At 63.2% G+C, this 16,256-nt stretch carries 19 protein-coding genes; 6 read left to right on the plus strand and 13 right to left on the minus strand.

The features are described 5' to 3' along the window. The first annotated feature begins 74 nt into the window (after positions 1–74). Positions 75–761, plus strand: coding sequence for a 7-cyano-7-deazaguanine synthase QueC (gene queC / locus G4Y73_RS01845; RefSeq protein WP_164228796.1), 687 nt, complete (start codon positions 75–77; stop codon positions 759–761). Positions 762–845: 84 nt separating this feature from the next. Next, entirely contained in the window at positions 846–2,684 is a 1,839-nt protein-coding gene (locus G4Y73_RS01850; protein ID WP_205596448.1) for an SLC13 family permease, read from the plus strand. Here G4Y73_RS01850 and G4Y73_RS01855 read toward each other — a convergent pair. Further along, positions 2,668–3,030, minus strand: a complete 363-nt coding sequence (locus G4Y73_RS01855; protein WP_164228797.1) for a Rieske 2Fe-2S domain-containing protein — start codon at positions 3,028–3,030, stop codon at positions 2,668–2,670. The genes G4Y73_RS01850 and G4Y73_RS01855 overlap by 17 nt on opposite strands. A 15-nt stretch (positions 3,031–3,045) precedes the next feature. On the opposite strand from G4Y73_RS01855, the gene G4Y73_RS01860 reads away from it, so the two are divergent. Next, positions 3,046–3,312: a hypothetical protein gene (locus G4Y73_RS01860; RefSeq protein WP_164228799.1), complete on the plus strand. Its 267-nt coding sequence runs from the start codon at positions 3,046–3,048 to the stop codon at positions 3,310–3,312. A 36-nt stretch (positions 3,313–3,348) separates the two neighbouring features. Here G4Y73_RS01860 and G4Y73_RS01865 read toward each other — a convergent pair whose 3' ends face one another. From G4Y73_RS01865 to G4Y73_RS01915, 11 genes are read right to left on the minus strand one after another with little or no spacing between them, the layout of a single operon-like run. Beyond that, entirely contained in the window at positions 3,349–5,031 is a 1,683-nt protein-coding gene (locus G4Y73_RS01865) for a Na(+)/H(+) antiporter subunit D (RefSeq protein WP_164228801.1), read from the minus strand. Further along, positions 5,021–5,278 (minus strand): hypothetical protein, encoded by a 258-nt coding sequence (locus G4Y73_RS01870; protein ID WP_164228803.1) that lies wholly within the window; start codon positions 5,276–5,278, stop codon positions 5,021–5,023. The genes G4Y73_RS01865 and G4Y73_RS01870 overlap by 11 nt, the downstream gene beginning before the upstream one ends. Before the next feature lie 4 nt (positions 5,279–5,282). Beyond that, complete coding sequence (locus G4Y73_RS01875) at positions 5,283–6,734, minus strand: proton-conducting transporter membrane subunit (RefSeq protein WP_164228805.1); 1,452 nt, start codon at positions 6,732–6,734, stop codon at positions 5,283–5,285. After that, the gene (locus tag G4Y73_RS01880; protein ID WP_205596449.1) at positions 6,731–8,215 is read right to left on the minus strand and encodes a monovalent cation/H+ antiporter subunit D family protein; all 1,485 of its coding nucleotides are present in this window, start codon (positions 8,213–8,215) and stop codon (positions 6,731–6,733) included. The genes G4Y73_RS01875 and G4Y73_RS01880 overlap by 4 nt, the downstream gene beginning before the upstream one ends. After that, positions 8,212–8,583 (minus strand): cation:proton antiporter subunit C, encoded by a 372-nt coding sequence (locus G4Y73_RS01885; RefSeq protein ID WP_205596450.1) that lies wholly within the window; start codon positions 8,581–8,583, stop codon positions 8,212–8,214. The genes G4Y73_RS01880 and G4Y73_RS01885 overlap by 4 nt, the downstream gene beginning before the upstream one ends. Continuing rightward, positions 8,583–9,029 (minus strand): Na(+)/H(+) antiporter subunit B, encoded by a 447-nt coding sequence (locus tag G4Y73_RS01890; RefSeq protein ID WP_164228807.1) that lies wholly within the window; start codon positions 9,027–9,029, stop codon positions 8,583–8,585. The genes G4Y73_RS01885 and G4Y73_RS01890 overlap by 1 nt, the downstream gene beginning before the upstream one ends. Continuing rightward, the gene (locus tag G4Y73_RS01895; protein WP_346426813.1) at positions 9,026–9,613 is read right to left on the minus strand and encodes a DUF4040 domain-containing protein; all 588 of its coding nucleotides are present in this window, start codon (positions 9,611–9,613) and stop codon (positions 9,026–9,028) included. Before G4Y73_RS01895 ends, G4Y73_RS01890 begins: the two co-directional genes overlap by 4 nt. After that, positions 9,577–9,906 carry a monovalent cation/H(+) antiporter subunit G gene (mnhG, locus tag G4Y73_RS01900; protein WP_164228809.1) on the minus strand — a complete coding sequence of 110 codons (330 nt, stop codon included), beginning with the start codon at positions 9,904–9,906 and terminating at the stop codon, positions 9,577–9,579. The genes G4Y73_RS01895 and mnhG overlap by 37 nt, the downstream gene beginning before the upstream one ends. Then, positions 9,899–10,192: a monovalent cation/H+ antiporter complex subunit F gene (locus G4Y73_RS01905; RefSeq protein ID WP_346426814.1), complete on the minus strand. Its 294-nt coding sequence runs from the start codon at positions 10,190–10,192 to the stop codon at positions 9,899–9,901. Before G4Y73_RS01905 ends, mnhG begins: the two co-directional genes overlap by 8 nt. Continuing rightward, complete coding sequence (locus tag G4Y73_RS01910; protein ID WP_164228811.1) at positions 10,189–10,728, minus strand: Na+/H+ antiporter subunit E; 540 nt, start codon at positions 10,726–10,728, stop codon at positions 10,189–10,191. The genes G4Y73_RS01905 and G4Y73_RS01910 overlap by 4 nt, the downstream gene beginning before the upstream one ends. Before the next feature lie 19 nt (positions 10,729–10,747). Then, complete coding sequence (locus tag G4Y73_RS01915) at positions 10,748–12,169, minus strand: phospholipase D-like domain-containing protein (RefSeq protein WP_164228813.1); 1,422 nt, start codon at positions 12,167–12,169, stop codon at positions 10,748–10,750. Between the two features lie 118 nt (positions 12,170–12,287). Between G4Y73_RS01915 and metK the strand changes: the two genes are divergently transcribed. The 3 genes from metK (at position 12,288) to metF (ending at position 16,076) form a co-directional block, all read left to right on the plus strand. Next, positions 12,288–13,505, plus strand: coding sequence for a methionine adenosyltransferase (gene metK, locus G4Y73_RS01920; RefSeq protein WP_164228815.1), 1,218 nt, complete (start codon positions 12,288–12,290; stop codon positions 13,503–13,505). A 170-nt stretch (positions 13,506–13,675) separates the two neighbouring features. After that, positions 13,676–15,136: an adenosylhomocysteinase gene (ahcY, locus tag G4Y73_RS01925; protein ID WP_164228817.1), complete on the plus strand. Its 1,461-nt coding sequence runs from the start codon at positions 13,676–13,678 to the stop codon at positions 15,134–15,136. A 94-nt stretch (positions 15,137–15,230) separates the two neighbouring features. Further along, complete coding sequence (metF, locus tag G4Y73_RS01930) at positions 15,231–16,076, plus strand: methylenetetrahydrofolate reductase [NAD(P)H] (RefSeq protein ID WP_164228819.1); 846 nt, start codon at positions 15,231–15,233, stop codon at positions 16,074–16,076. Between the two features lie 4 nt (positions 16,077–16,080). Here the strand turns inward: metF and G4Y73_RS01935 are convergent, their stop codons facing one another. Next, positions 16,081–16,248 (minus strand): CPXCG motif-containing cysteine-rich protein, encoded by a 168-nt coding sequence (locus G4Y73_RS01935; protein WP_205596451.1) that lies wholly within the window; start codon positions 16,246–16,248, stop codon positions 16,081–16,083. Between the last annotated feature and the right edge of the window lie 8 nt (positions 16,249–16,256).

A 16,256-nucleotide genomic window follows, 5' to 3' on the forward strand; every position in this document is an offset into this window, starting at 1 on the left:
GACGCGTTTGAACGGCTTCCGGGCAGAGCAGGCGGGCGGAAAGGATCACATCACGACGGATTCGGGAACGGTGAATGGTTGAGTCTGCCCGCCGAGCGGTCGTCCTCTTATCCGGTGGTCTGGATTCCGCCACGGTGCTGGCCGACGCCGTCGAGCAGGGCTTCGAATGCCACACGCTGGCGGTCGATTACGGCCAGCGCCATACTGCCGAACTGGCAGCGGCCGAGCGCGTGGCCACGGGGTTGGGGGCGGCTTCGCACCGGGTCGTGCGCGTGGATCTAAGGGCGATCGGCGGCTCGGCGCTCACCGATGACATCGATGTGCCCGAGTCGGCCTCGGAAGACATCCCCGTCACGTACGTTCCCGCGCGCAACACGCTGCTGTTGTCGCTCGCGCTCGGATATGCCGAGGTGCTCGGAGCACAGGACCTGTTTATCGGAGTCAACGCGGTCGACTACTCCGGCTATCCGGACTGCCGGCCACAGTTCGTCAGTGCCTTCGAGGAACTGGCCGGCGTGGCGACGCGCGCAGGTGTCAAGGGGGCGCGTTTTCGTGTCCATGCGCCGCTGATCGAACTGTCCAAGGCCGAGATCATCCGTCATGGTACGGCCCTGGGCGTGGACTACGCGCAGACGGTGTCGTGTTACCAGGCCGATGAAAACGGCCGCGCCTGCGGCCGCTGCGATTCCTGCCGGCTGCGGCGGGATGGCTTCGAGTCCGCCGGGGTGCCCGATCCGACTCGCTATGCGGCAAGGGGCTGAAAATTCGAGCACGGGCGGCGACCATCGGGTAAGGTAATCAAGCAAGCACATCCCTCCAATCAATCGGACTGACGCGACCCGGGAATGAACAGCGGCCTGACACTCAGCGGCGACATGGTTCTGGTGCTGATGCTGCTGGGTCTGACGGTGTTTCTGTTCGTCACCGAGCTGGTCCGCCTCGACGTGGCCGCCATCTGCATGATGGTGCTGGTGGGCCTTTTGGGTTTGATTCCCGCTGATCAGCTTTTTTCCGGCTTCGCTTCGAATGCCGTCATCGCCATTATTGCCGTGATGATCCTCGGCGCCGGCCTGGATCGGACCGGGGTGATGAACACGGTTTCGTCGCTGATCGTCAAGATCGGCGGTCCGGCCGAGCCACGTATCCGCACCCTGATTGCCGGAACCGTCGGGCTGACGTCGAGTTTCATGCAGAACGTGGGCGCCACTGCACTGTTCCTGCCGGTGGTCAGCCGTATCTCCGCGCGTCTGGATCTGCCGCTGTCGCGGCTGTTGATGCCCATGGGTTTTGCCGCGATTGTCGGCGGAACCGTCACCATGGTCGGTTCCTCGCCACTGATCCTGCTCAACGACCTGATCCAGACATCAAACCGCTCTCTGCCGCCGGGCGCCGAAGCAATCCAGCCGTTCCAGCTTTTCGATGTCACCCTGGTCGGGTTGGCCCTGCTGGCCGCCACGTTGCTGTTCTTCATGGTGGCCAGCGCTGCTCTTCTGCCGCGAACCGAGGAAAAGCGGGCGGCTTCGCCGGGCCGCACCAAGAATTACTTCAAGGATGTCTACGGCATCGAGGGCGACATCTACGAGATGCTGGTGACGGTCGACTCGCCGCTGGTCGGCATGCGTATCGCCGAGGCCGAGAGCCTGGCGGGCGCGCCGCTGATGCTGGCCATACAGAACACTGACAGTCCGCGACTCGCCCCGCCGGCCGATGAAATGATCTGGGTCGGTACCGTGCTGGGGGTGATGGGAACGCGCGACGAGGTCGGCGAGTTCGCCCTGGCCAATAACCTGCGGCTCCAGCCCCGTCTGCGCACCTTCGGAAGGCTGTTCAACCCCTCCCGTGCGGGTATCTCGGAGGTCGTCATCCCGCCGGGATCGAAGCTGATTGGCCAGAGTATCGGCGAGGCCCGGCTGCGATCGCGTTTCGGTATATCGGTGCTGGCAATCAACCGACGCAATGAGATCATCACCGAAGATTTGCGGGAAGAAGTGCTGGTGGTGGGGGACTGTCTGGTCAGCCATTCGACCTGGCGCGACCTGGCCAACGTCGCGCGGGACAAGGATTTTATCGTTGCCACCGACATTCCGAAGGAGGAGCAGCGGCCGCAGAAGGTCTTGCATGCGGTGAGCTTCTTCGGGCTGAGTCTGTTCCTGATCCTGTTTACCGATTTCCAGCTATCGGTGGCGCTGATGGCCGGCGCCATCGGCATGGTGCTCACCGGCGTCTTGAGCATGGACGAAGCCTACTCGGCAGTGAGCTGGAAAACCGTGTTCCTGATGGCCGGCCTGATACCCCTCGGGATCGCCATGGAGGTCACGGGCACGGCCGCCTGGCTGGCCGAGCAGGTGCTGGCGCTGCTCGGCGATGTGCCGCAACTGGTCATGCAACTGGTGCTGGCGCTGATGGCCACCCTTTTCACTCTGGTCATGTCCAACGTGGGCGCGACCGTGCTGCTGGTGCCGATCGCCATCAACATTGCCCTGGCCACCGGCGGCAACCCGGCGGTTTACGCATTGCTGATCGCGCTGTCCACTTCGAACGCATTTATCCTGCCGACCCATCCGGTCAATGCCCTGATCATGGGTCCGGGCGGCTACAAGGTGAAGGACTTCGTGCGTGTCGGCGCGTTCATGAGCGTGTTGTTCATGACGGTCATGCTGTTCATGATCAACCTGGTGTATTGATGGGTGTTGTGCACTCGACACTGACGCGTCCTTCGTTTTCACTGACCGGCACGGCGGTCAGGGATGCTCGCTGGCAGGGGCCGGATACACACACGCCCCCGTCGGGCTCGAACACGGCGCCGTGATGGGCGCAGACCAGGCGCTGCTCCGGGTCGGTCAGGAATCGATCGGGTGCAAAATTGAGCGGACGACCCTGGTGTGGGCAGACGTTTAGCCAGGCCCGCGGCGACTCGCCAATCCGGGTTGCGATCAGCCACACGGGGTCGCCGCCCTGTTCAATCCGGAACTCCCGGTAACGGCCTTCGACCAGCTCATCGGACGGACACAGGAACACTGAGTCATTCACGGAGTCTGATTTTCCATGCAAGATCCATGGCAACGATTCTATCAGCCGCCAACCAGCCCCCTGGCCCGCCTGGGCCTCGTGCTGCTGGGTATCGGCATTCTCGCGCTGAGTTTTCTTCTCGGGCTGGTCTTTCTGGCCATCGCCGTCGGTATGGCAGTCATCGGCTTTGTGGTCCTTACGGTGCGACGCTGGCTGGGCGGTTCACGCTCGCGCAAGTCCGATGATGGCCTGATTGACGTCGAATATCGAGTCGTCAACCGTCGCAAGCGCGACGAGGATTAGTGTGAAGTGTTCAGTGTGAAGAAACGCACCGCCCCTTCACACTTCCAGTATCCCGAACATCAGCATCACCGCCAGCAAAATCGCCACCCACAGGGCCATGGTGCCGACTGGCGAGGTCCGGCCGAGCCCGCGCTCTACATTGCTTGTAACCACGCTTGATCCGACCCGCCAGCCAGTGCTCGACAGCCAGTTCCCGGCCGCCGTAAGCGTGGCGTGAATCCGTTGGGCCAGAGTCGGCACGGCGCGCCGCGCAAACCAGTCCGCGTCCAGGTTGGTCGAAGGAATTTCGGCCGGGTAGCGCCCTGAGCGGTGCATCCACACGATCGCCAGGGTCGCGAACAACAGCAGTTGCATCTGGATCAGGACGTGGGTGACGTCGTAGGGCCAGTACTCGTAGTCGTAGGGCAGGATCGCGTACAGCGCCTGGGGATAGACGCCGATACCAATACAAAGGAACGCAGCCAGACCCATGGCCAGCAGCATGTTCAGTGGGGCCTCCCGGGCTTCGGCGTGGCCATGGCGCGAGAAGAACCCGAAATAGGGGATCTTGATGCCGGCATGTTCGAGCACGCCGGCCGATGCGAACAGCATGACCAGCCAGATCAGCAGGTGATCGGTCTTGATCAGCGCGCTCATGATCATCGCCTTGGACACGAAGCCGCTCAACAGCGGAAAGGCCGAAATCGATGCGGCACCAATGATGCAGAAGGTCGCCGTCCAGGGCATCTGGCGATAGAGTCCGCCCAGCTTGCTGGCGCTGACCGTGCCCGCCTGCTGCAACAACGCACCCATCGACATGAACAGTAGCGCCTTGTAAATGATATGGGCGAAGGCGTGTGCGGCGGTGCCGTTGAGTGAAAGCTCCGTGCCAATGCCGATGCCCACGGTCATGAACCCGAGCTGGTTGATGATCGAGTAGGAAAGGACGCGCCGCAGGTTGTTCTCGATGATGGCGTAGAAAATGGGAAAGAATGCCATCACCGCCCCGATGTAGATCAACAGTTCGGTGCCGGGAAAACCGCGCGCCAGGGCGTAAATGGCGGCCTTGGTGGTGAAGATGCACAAAAAGACCGATCCGGTCGGCGTACCGGCGGGATAGCTGTCGGGAATCCAGTTGTGCAGGAGCGGGAAGCCGGCCTTCAGGCCGAAGGCGAGAAAGATCAGCCAGGTCGCCGGGCCGTCGAGCGTCATGGCTTCGAATGCCAGGCTGCCGGTATCGAGCCAGATCAGCAGTGCGCCGGCCATCAGCAGCACGCCGGAAAGGACCTGGTAGACCAGGTAGCGCAGCCCGGCAGCCACGGCCTCGGGCGTTCGGCCGGCGAAGATCAGGCCGGCCGAGGTCAATCCCAGCAGTTCCCACTGAATGAACAGCGTCAGCAGGTCGCCGGCGAACAGCACGCCCATGCCCGCGGCTATGTAGAGCAGGCCGCTGACCTGCTGCAGTGTGTCGCGCACTTTCAGCGCGAACAGGATCGACATCAGCGCACCGATATGGAAGGCGATGCCGAAAATGTAGCTCAGCGAGTCGGCGCGATAGGGAATCAGTTCCAGGCCCAGCAGACTCATGCTGCGGGTCACGTCCAGTTCCATGTCGAAAAACTGCAGCCCCCCAATAATGGGTGCGGCGAGCAGCACGACGGCCCGCAGCCAGCCGCGTGTGACCGGCACGAGCGCAGCGGCGATCAGGAAGGGCCAGACCGGGTGGAACTCAGGAATCATAGTAATCCTCGTCGCGCTTGACCAATGCGCGCAGGCCCTTGGCCACCAGCACCGCGAAGACCAGCGCGGCGAAGCCGTAGAGGGCGTGGAAGAACGGGATCGATTCCACGTCGTTGTAAGTGTGGCGGTGAATCAGGAGCTCCACGCCCAGCAGCAGTGCGCACACGATGTAGAGGGCGGCACGAATGCGCTGCTTGATGACGGGGTTGTCCGCCCAGCCGGTGTCATTGCGGTTCGGCTCGCTCATGCTTTCATCCTCCAGGCACCATCGAGGCCAGCCGGAACAGCGGCTCCGGGAAAAAGAACAGTGCTATGCAGCCGCCCGAAGTCAGCACCATTGCGGCCACCATCGGCCACGGGGCTTCCTGGATCCGGCTGGTGTCGAGCGTCTCGTCGGGCCGGCCGAAGAAGGCGCGCATCGGGACCACCAGCAGGTAGACGATATTGAGCAGCGAGCTGGCAATCAGGGTGGCGACCAGCGCCCAGTGTCCGCCCTCGAGGGTTCCGGCAACCAGGTACCACTTCGACCACATGCCGGCGAATACCGGCAGGCCGATGATGCTCAGGCTGGCGATGGTGAACGCGGCGAAGGTGTAGGGCATGACGCGGCCCAGGCCGTCGAGCTGCGAAATCTTCTTGCGCTGGTGGGCGACCTGGATCGCGCCGGCGCCGAAGAAAAGCGTGATCTTGGCCACCGCGTGCATGGCCAGTTGCAGGATGGCGCCGAGCAGGGCCAGTGGCGTGGCGACCAGCGCGCCGAGCACGACGTAGCTGAGCTGGCTGATGGTCGAGTAGGCCAGGCGAGCCTTGAGATCGTCGAGCGTGAGGGCGATCAGCGAAGCGGCCAGGATGGTAAACGCGGCCACCCAGGCGATCCACAGGCTCGCCTGGGTTTCGGCCAGCAGGTCGATGCCGAAGATATACACGGCGATCTTGAGCACCGTGAATACGCCCGCCTTGACCACGGCTACGGCGTGCAGCAGGGCACTGACCGGGGCCGGCGCAACCATCGCCGCGGGCAGCCAGCGGTGCACCGGCATCAGGGCGGCTTTGCCGATGCCGAAGAAAAACAGCCCGGCCAGCAGCGGTAACCAGCTTTCGTCGATTTGGCCGGCGAGAATGCCGCCTTGCTCGAAGTCGACCGTGCCGGTGGCGAAATACGTCCACAAGATGGCGACCAACAGCAGCCCGATCGAGGTCGTCAGCAAGACGCCCAGGTAGATGCGACCGCCGCGGCGTGCATCCTCGCTGCCCGAGTGGGTGACCAGTGGGTAGGTCGAAAGGGTCAGGATCTCGTAGAAGATGAACAGCGTGATCAGGTTGTCGGCAAAGGCCACGCCGGCAGCCGCGCCCAGCGCCAGCGCATAGCAGGCAAAGAAACGGCCGAGATGCGGGTAGTTCAGCGCCTTCATGTAGCTCTGGGCGTAGAGCGTGGCCACCAGCCACAGCCCGGAGGCCACCAGGGCGAACAGCAGGCCCAGCGGCTCGACCCGGAAGGCGATCTCCAGTCCCGGCAGGATCGACCACAGCGTCTGCTCCCGCCCGGCGCCGTCGAGCACCGGCCCGATCTGCTGAAGAACGCCGATGAAGAAGACGATGGCGGCCAGCCAGCCAAGCCCGTCGCGCAGCTTCGGCCAGCGCCCGGCCAGGGCGATGGCGATGGCGCCAAAGAAGGGGATCAGGATGACGGTTACCGGGCTCATGGCAGCGCCCCCGTCGACCCGATCAGGGCCTGGGCTGCGGCCGTGGCGCCGGCCACTGGCAGGCGGGTGTCGAGCCCGAACCAGAAGTTGAGCCCGACCACCAGCCACAGCGGCACCAGCAGCGCAAGGGGTGCCTCCCGCACCGGCTCGGCCTCAGCCGGTCGTGACTTGAACCAGGCCGCTTCGACCACCCGCCAGACGTAGATGACCGCCATCAGTGAACTGATGACAATCAGCGCCACCAGCCAGGGCTGGCCGGCATCCATGGCGGCCATGATCAGGTACCACTTGCTGATGAAGCCGGCCGTGGTCGGAATGCCGATGATTGACAGCCCGGCCAGGGCGAAAGCGGTCATGGTCCAGGGCATCTGTCGCCCCAGGCCATGGAAGGCCTCGATCCGAACCGAGCCGACCCGCCAGGCGACCGTCCCCACAGCCATGAACAGCGCGGCCTTGATCAGCGCGTGGTTGAACAGGTGCAGGAAAGAAGCGGTCAGTCCGGCGGCCGTGCCCAGCGCCAGGCCGAGCAGCATGTAGCCGACCTGAGAAATCGACGACCAGGCCAGCATGCGCTTGAGATTGGCCTGGAAGATGGCGGTCCAGGCGCCAATGAACATCCCGGCCAGGGCAAGCGCCAGGAATACCGCGGCCAGCGGCAGAACGCCGTAACTGTAATCAGCGCCGAAGACCGTGTAGATCATGCGGATCATCACGTACAGCGCCACCTTGGTGGCCGTGCCGGCGATGAACACACTGATGAAATTGGGGGCGTAAGTGTAGGCGTTGGGCAGCCACAGATGCAGCGGCAGCATGGCCAGCTTGAGGCCCATGCCGACGATGATGAAAGCCAACGCCACCTGCACGGTGCGGGTGTCGGCCACCTGTGGCAGGCGCTCAGCGAGGTCGACCATGTTGAGCGTGCCGGTCATGATGTAGAGAAAGCCGACGCCGATCAGGAAGAAGGTGGCGCCGACGGTGCCCATGATCAGATAGCGGAACGAAGCCAGCAGGGCACGGCGGTCGGGGCCGTGGGCGATCAGCGCGTAGGTCGACAGCGAGGAAATCTCGAGGAAGACAAACACGTTGAATGCATCGCCGGTGAGCGTGATGCCCATCAGCCCGGCCAGGGCGAGCAGGAACAGGCTGTAGAACACGCCCTGGCGTTCGCCGAGTTCGTCATCGACGCTTTTGCGCCCCCACAGCGTGGCCAGCACGGCCAGGCCGCTGACCAAGAGGGCGACAAAGGCGTTGGCGCCATCGACGCGGTATTCGATGCCGATCGGCGGCGGCCAGTTACCGAAAGCATAGGACAGCGGGCCGGCCATCGCCGCGGGCAGGACGAGTGCGGCGATCAGCGTGCTGGCCGCGGCCGCGAGCAAGGCCAGCAGCCACGGCAGCATGCGTCCGGGCAGCAGGGCGCATACGGGTGCGGCGATCAGCGGCACCAGCACGCTGAACGGCATCCATTCGATCAGCGTCATCGATTGTCCTCGTCGGCGGCCGCGGGTTCGTCGTCGTGGATCAGGTCATCCTCGATCGTGCCGTAGGCCTCCTTGATGCGCATGGCCAGGGCCAGGCCGACGGCCGTGGTGGCCACGCCGACGACAATGGCGGTGAGGATGAGTACGTGCGGCAAGGGGTTGGAGTAGACATCCACCCCTTCGCGCAGGATCGGCGTTGAGCCGCCGATGATCTTGCCGGCGGAGATGAACAGGATGAACACCGAAGTCTGAAAGATGTTCAGCCCCATCATCTTCTTGGCCATGTTGCCCCGGGCAATGACGCAGTAGAAGCCGATCATCATCAGGACAACGACGATCCAGTAGTTGATGTGACCGAGTGCCGCCATCAGTCCGCCTCGTCCTCGGCCAGGGCCAGCAACTCACGGCGGCGGGCGAACTGCGTGAACACCAGCATCATCACGGTCGCCACCGTCAGGCCCACGCCCAGTTCGACCGTAATGATTCCGAACTGCTGGGCCGCATGCTTGCCCGGCAGCAGCGGATAGAAATCGAGGAAATGCCCACCCAGCAGCACGCCGGCAATGCCAACCGCGGCGTAGATCAGCACGCCCAGCAGCATGAGCACGAACATGGCCCGCTCGGGAATGACCTTGAGCGCGTCCTCCAGGCCGTAGATCAGCACGAACAGGATCCAGGCGGCTGCAAACACCACGCCGGCCTGGAAACCGCCGCCGGGCGAATAGTCGCCGTGGAACTGGATGTAGAGCCCGAACAGCATGATCAATGGAATCAGGAAGCGGGCGACGACGCGAAGGATGCCGTGTTCTCTCATCGCGCGTCCTTCCCCTCGGGCGGCAATTTGCGGCGCCGCTGCGGGCGAACCGACAACAGGGCCCACACCGCCAGGCCGGCGGTGAGGATTACAAAGGCCTCGCCGATGGTATCGATCGAACGGTAGCTGGCGAGCACGGCAGCGACCATGTTGGGTACGCCCATATCCGGGTAGGCCTGCTCGATGTAGTAGGGCGCAACGTGGGTGTGGACGGGATTGTCAGGCGCGCCGAATTCGGGCAAATCGAGTGTGGCCCAGATCAGGGCTGCCCCGGTAACCACGACCACGATCAGCGCTGGCCAATTGTTTCCCGGCACGATCGTCTCGTCGCGGCGCGCCACCGTCAGCACCGCCAGCACCAATAGCGTGCTGATACCCGCTCCCACGGCCGCTTCGGTCAAGGCCACGTCGCCGGCGTCGAGCACGGCAAACAGGCCGGCACTCAACAAGGAATAGATGGCGAACAGCATGACCGAGGCGAACAGGTCGCGCATGCGCACGACCGCCACGGCCACGACGACCAGCAGGAACAGCAGGGCGATGTCGATCAGGACTTCGATGGCGGCGCTCCTTCGTCGGTCCACGGTTTCACGTTGTCGACCATGGCGGCCCGTGCCAGCGCATGCGAGGCCGTCGGCGCAGTGAACAGCATGAACAGGAGGATCAGGGCCAGCTTGATCGAAAGGATGCTCAGGCCGGCCTGCAGGATCAGTCCGCCGATGATCAATAGCGTGCACAGGGTGTCGGTCATGCCGCCAGCGTGCAGGCGCGTGTACAGATCGGGAAAGCGCAGCAGACCCAAGCCGCCGATAACGGCTACCAGACCGCCGGTCAGCAGCATCAGCCAGGAAATCCAGTCGAGCACCACTTCAACCATCGGTGATGTCTCCTTCCCTGGATGCAGCCAGGTCGCGCATCTTGACCAGCTTGAGAACGGCGACCACGGTGATGAAGTTGATCAGCGCGTAGACCAGCGCCACATCGACGAGATCGTCGTGACCGGTGATGAACACGATCAGGGCGACGACCAGCACGGTTTTGGTTCCGAATACGTTGACCGCCAGGATGCGGTCATAGTTGGTCGGCCCCTTGAAGGCGCGCACGAGCGCCAGCGCCATGGTCAGGAAGACTGCCAGCACGGTGATCATCAGCACAATAGTCACCGGCTGGCTTCCCGGCCCTGTTCGAGCCAGCGAAGGCGCTTGGCCATACTGCCGTCTTCGATACCGGCGGCCGAATGGTCGTCGATGGCATGGACCTCGATGAAGTCATCTTCGAGCTGAAGCGTCACAGTGCCGGGCGTCAGCGTGATCGAGTTGGCGTAGGTCACCTTGGCGACCGGTGTCTCTAGCGGCACCGGCGCGCGGATCACCCGTGGATGAATGCGCTGTGGTTGCAGGACCAGCCGGGCAACGTGCACATTCGCGCTGACGATCTGCCCGATCAGCCAGGCCCAGTAGACCGGTAGCCGCCAGGAATAGAGCGCCGGGTTGTGCTCGGTGCCGACCACTTCCATCCGCGCCGACAGCCACACCACGAGCAGCACCGAGGCCGCGCCGAGGGCCAGGATGGCCGGCTTGTAGACGCCCGAGATCCCGAGCCACAGGGCGGCAAGTATGAAGGCGAGTGACAGGAAGTAGCGCATAGAACGGCGAATATTACCAAAGCGGGCCGCGAAATTCCCGTCAACGCGCGCCATCCCCGGCCAATCTCGGCGACTAGAGATAGGGTGAGAACAGCCAGCAGGCGGCATCGCGCAGGCGGGCCGGGAAGCCTCGGTTGTCGACCTCCTCGAGGGTAACCGCACGGCCGGCCGCGGCGGCCTGATCGATGCATGCCGATAGCCGACCCGCCAGCTCCGGGCCGTAGGCCTCGACCTGCAGCTCGAAATTGAGCCTGAGACTCCGGAGATCCCAGTTGGTCGAGCCGATCAGGCAATAGAAATCGTCGATCACGAACAGCTTGCCGTGATTGAAGGGGGGCGGCTGGTAGCTCACCCGAACGCCGCGAAACAATAGTTCCCAGAGCATATTGCGCGTGGCCCAGTCGACATAGGGCAGGTTGCTTCTTTCGGGCAACACGATGTGGACGTCGATGCCGCGCACGGCCGCGGCCTGCAGCGCGCCGATGAGTTCACGCGGCGGCAGGAAATAGGGCGTCATGATGCGCACCGACTGACGGGCGCTGGCCGCGGCTGCCGACAGCAGCATGGTCAGCCGGTCGAGGTCCTCGTCGGGACCGTCCGTGATCGTCCGGCACAGGAGTGCGCCTGGCTCCGGCTCGATCACGGGGCGATGTTCGATGGCTTCGCCGGTGGCGAACTCCCAGCTGCGCTGGAACTCCAGGGTCAGTTGTCCGACCACCGGACCGAACAGGCGGAAATGCACATCAGCCGTTGGTTGCGAAATGCCGGCTTCGTCGACCCGGTGCCGGTCGCTGATGTTCAGGCCACCGGTGAAGCCGACACGGTCGTCGACCACCAGGATCTTGTGGTGATTGCGCAGATTGATCGACATCGACGGCGGCAGCAGGCGCGGCGGCAGGAAGCGCGCGCAGCGAACGCCCGCCCGGGCGAGCCGCCCGCTGGCCCGGGGTCGCGCGTACCACTCTCCCACACCGTCGATCAGCACGCGCACATCCACGCCCCGTTTGACCGCATCGCTCAGGGCCTGGGTGAACGCCTCGCCGGTTTTGTCGTGATCGAAGATGTAGGTCGTCAGGCAAATACGTTCCCGTGCCGATTCGATCGCCTCGAGCATGGCCGGGTAAGCCTGTTCACCATTGAACAGAGGCTCGATGGTATTGCCTGATGCCAGTGGATGTCGGCTGAGTGCCCGGCCGCTGCGGGCCAGCTCGACAAGCGGGCTGGGCAGTCCATCGGGCAGGGGGTGCGGTTCATCCACGGTCCCGCCGCGTTCACCCGAGTACAGTGCCGGCATCGAAAATCGCCGCGCCCGGTTACGGGTTCGGTTGAGACCGAAGAACAGGTAGAGGACGGGGCCGGCCACGGGCGTGACGATACATACGGCAATCCAGCCGAAAGCCCCGCGCGCTTCGCGCTTGTACAGCAGCGCGTGCACGGCGGTAGCGGGGGCTAGGAGCGCGTGGAACAACAGCAGCGCCAGGGTTTCCCAGGACAAATTCCAGTCTCGCCGGTCGAGTCGCTGTCAGTGTTCCGCCAACGGCGCCGGGATGCAAGCCGGGAGACACTGCGCTACAATGCATATCTTTCTATCCCGATTAAAAGATAATAGACCCATGCGACCGTATCTCTTCACCTCCGAATCCGTCTCGGAAGGCCATCCGGACAAGATGGCCGACCAGATTTCCGACGCCATCCTCGACGGCATCCTGGCGCAGGATCCGCACGCCCGCGTCGCCTGCGAGACCTTTCTCAAGACCGGAGCGGTGATCGTCGGCGGCGAGATCACGACCACTGCCTGGGTCGATCTCGAGGAGCTGATCCGGCAGGTCATCGTTGATATCGGCTACAACTCCTCGAATGTCGGTTTCGACGGCCACACCTGCTCGGTGATCAACATGATCGGCAAGCAGTCACCGGACATCGCCCGGGGGGTCGACCGCGAGATTCCCGAAGACCAGGGTGCCGGCGACCAGGGTTTGATGTTTGGCTATGCCTCGAATGAAACAGATGTATTGATGCCTGCGCCGATCTATTACGCGCATCGCCTGGTCGAACAGCAGACGCGGGTGCGCAAGCACAGTGACAATCCGTTGCCCTGGCTCAGGCCGGATGCCAAAAGTCAGCTCACGCTGCGCTATGAGGATGGCCAGCCGGTGGCCATCGATGCCGTCGTGCTGTCGACCCAGCATGATGAGGGCGTCGGACTCGAGGAGATTCGCGAGGGGGTGCGCAAGCACATCATCGAGCCCGTGCTGCCGGCAGAATGGCTGCACGGCAAGACGCGATACCACATCAATCCGACTGGCAAGTTCGTCATCGGCGGGCCGGTGGGAGACGCCGGCCTGACCGGCCGCAAGATCATCGTTGATACTTACGGTGGCATGGCACGCCACGGCGGTGGTGCCTTTTCGGGCAAGGATCCGTCCAAGGTGGACCGCTCGGCTACCTATGCCGGCCGCTACGTGGCCAAGAACGTGGTCGCCGCCGGCCTGGCCGACAAGTGCGAGGTGCAGGTCAGCTACGCGATCGGCGTTGCTGAGCCGACTTCGGTGTCGGTCACGACTTTCGGCACCAACAAGATCCCCGAGGAGACGATCGAGACACTCATCCGTCGACATTTCGATCTCAGGCCCTATGGCATCCTCAAGGCACTTGACCTGTTGCACCCGATGTATCGCGAAACTGCGACCCACGGTCATTTCGGGCGTCAGCCGCAGGAAACCTCGGCGAAAGTCATCCGCGACGGACACGAAGTGACCGAGCATTTCACGACCTTCAGCTGGGAGAAGACCGACAAGGCCGAGGCCCTGCGCGCTGACGCGGGAATCTGAATGACAAAGTGTTAAGTGAAAAGTGTGAAGTGTGAAGTAAAAGAAAGGCCCAACCGGAGGCCCGCCACTTAACACTTCACACTTGACACTTCACACCAGGTATCGAAGCCGACTAGGTCGGATGAATCGACGATTTTTCAAAAATGGAAAGAATCACGAGGTAAGCAACCATGAACGCCAACCCCGAAGACGTGAAGAAAGGCGTGCTCTTCGACGAGCAGTACGCTCCGACCGACAAGGACTTCCATGTCGCAGATCCGAGCCTGGCCGATTTCGGCCGCAAGGAAATGAAGATCGCCGAGACCGAAATGCCGGGCCTGATGCAGACCCGCGCCGAGTATGCCGACGACCAGCCGCTCAAGGGCGCGCGAATTGCCGGCTCCCTGCACATGACCATTCAGACCGCCGTGCTGATCGAGACCCTGATCGAGCTGGGCGCGGAAGTGCGCTGGGCATCGTGCAACATCTACTCCACCCAGGATCACGCCGCGGCCGCGATTGCCGAGCGCGGCATCCCCGTGTTCGCCTTCAAGGGCGAGACGCTCGATGAGTACTGGGAATTTACTCACCGCATCTTCCAGTGGCCCGATGGGCAGACCGCCAACATGATTCTCGACGACGGCGGTGATGCCACGTTGTTGCTCAACCTGGGTGCCCAGGCCGAGCAGGATCCGAGCGTGCTCGACAATCCGGGCAGCGAGGAGGAAAAGGCCCTGTTCGCGGCCATCAAGAAGCGCCTGGAGAGCAATCCCGGCTGGTATTCCGATGCGCTCGCCAACATCCAGGGGGTGACCGAGGAGACCACCACCGGGGTCAATCGTCTCTATCGTATGGAAAAGGAAGGCACGCTCAAGTTTCCCGCCATCAACGTCAACGACTCGGTCACCAAGTCAAAGTTCGACAACCTCTATGGTTGCCGTGAATCGCTGGTCGACGCCATCAAGCGCGCCACCGATGTAATGATCGCCGGCAAGACCGCAATCGTCTGCGGCTACGGCGATGTCGGCAAGGGTTCGGCGCAATCGTTGCGCGCGCTTTCGGCCAACGTCTGGATTACCGAGGTCGATCCGATCTGCGCCTTGCAGGCAGCCATGGAAGGCTACAAGGTGGTCAACCTCGAAGATGAGGGTATCGTCGAGGCGGCCGACATTTTCGTGTCCGCCACCGGCAACTACAACGTCATCAATCACGACCACATGCGGCGCATGAAGGACGAGGCGATCGTGTGCAACATCGGTCACTTCGACAACGAGATCGATGTTGCCAGCCTGGAACAGTACGAATGGGACGAGATCAAGCCGCAGGTCGACCACATCACCTTCCCCGACGGCAAGAAGATCATCCTGCTTGCCCGGGGTCGCCTGGTGAACCTGGGTTGTGCCACCGGTCACCCGAGCTTCGTGATGTCGAACAGCTTCACCAACCAGACCCTGGCCCAGATCGAACTGTTCAAGCACGGCGAACGCTACGACAACCAGGTCTACGTGTTGCCCAAGCACCTGGACGAAAAGGTCGCCCGCTTGCACCTGGAGCGCATCGGCGTTCGCCTGACCGAGCTCAGACCGGAACAGGCCGACTACATCGGCGTGTCGGTCGAGGGGCCGTACAAGCCGGAGCACTATCGGTACTAGGGAAAAGTAGGGTTTCAGGGTTCAGGGTTCAGTTTTCAGGAAAATCTGGAACGGAGCCCGCCCTGAAACCCGAAACCTGAACGCTGAAACCTTTATGAATAATCCGCAGTTGAGCTTCGAGTTCTTTCCACCCAAGAACGAGAAGCAGCAGGAGACGTTCGAGCGGACCCGCGATCGGCTTGCGGCACTGAAGCCCGCCTACATGTCGGTCACTTTCGGCGCTGGTGGATCAACGCGCGATCGGACCCGGGATACGGTGCTGGGCATCCGCGAGGCCACCGGCGTCGAAGCTGCTCCGCACATCTCCTGCATGTCCGAGGACATCGACAGCATCCGCGACCTGCTTGATCGCTATCGCGACGCCGGCATCGGGCGCCTGGTGGTGCTGCGCGGCGATCGGCCCTCTGGCGGTGGCACGGGCGTGTTCGACCACGCCGTCGACCTGGTGCGCTTCATTCGTGAACACTACGGCGATCGCTTTCATATCGAGGTGGCCTGCTATCCGGAACACCATCCGGAATCACCCACACCGCGGGCCGATCTCGAGCATTTCCGGGCCAAGGTCGAGGCAGGTGCCAATGGCGCCATCACCCAGTACTTCTTCAATCCGGAAAGCTATTTCCGCTTCGTCGATGAAGTCCGGGCCGAGGGTGTCGAAATTCCGGTCGTGCCCGGCATCATGCCGATCACCAACTATTCGGGCCTGGCGCGCTTTTCGCGCATGTGCGGGGCCGAGATTCCGCTGTGGATCGCCAAGCGAATCAGCGCCTGGGAAGAGGACGGTGACCTGGACTCGCTACGTGAATTCGGCGAGGACGTGGTATCGGATCTGTGCCGTCGCCTGCTCGAGGGTGGGGCCCCCGGCCTGCACTTCTACACGCTCAACCGTTCCCGCGCCTGCCTGGCCCTGTGCCGCAACCTGGGCCTCGGAACACACTGACGGGCTACTGACCCTCGCCGCGAATCGCCGGCTGGCCCTCGCCGTCGGCCGGCAGGTCGATCTCGATCGGCCGGCAACAGACCGCACAGTCCATCACAACCTGCTGGCCGAACTCCCCGGGGTCGAGCGGCAGCTCGTTGTGCTCCCCGCACCAGGGGCATGCAAACGACATCAGTTCCA

The organism is Wenzhouxiangella sp. XN201 (assembly GCF_011008905.1).
Classification (GTDB): domain Bacteria; phylum Pseudomonadota; class Gammaproteobacteria; order Xanthomonadales; family Wenzhouxiangellaceae; genus Wenzhouxiangella.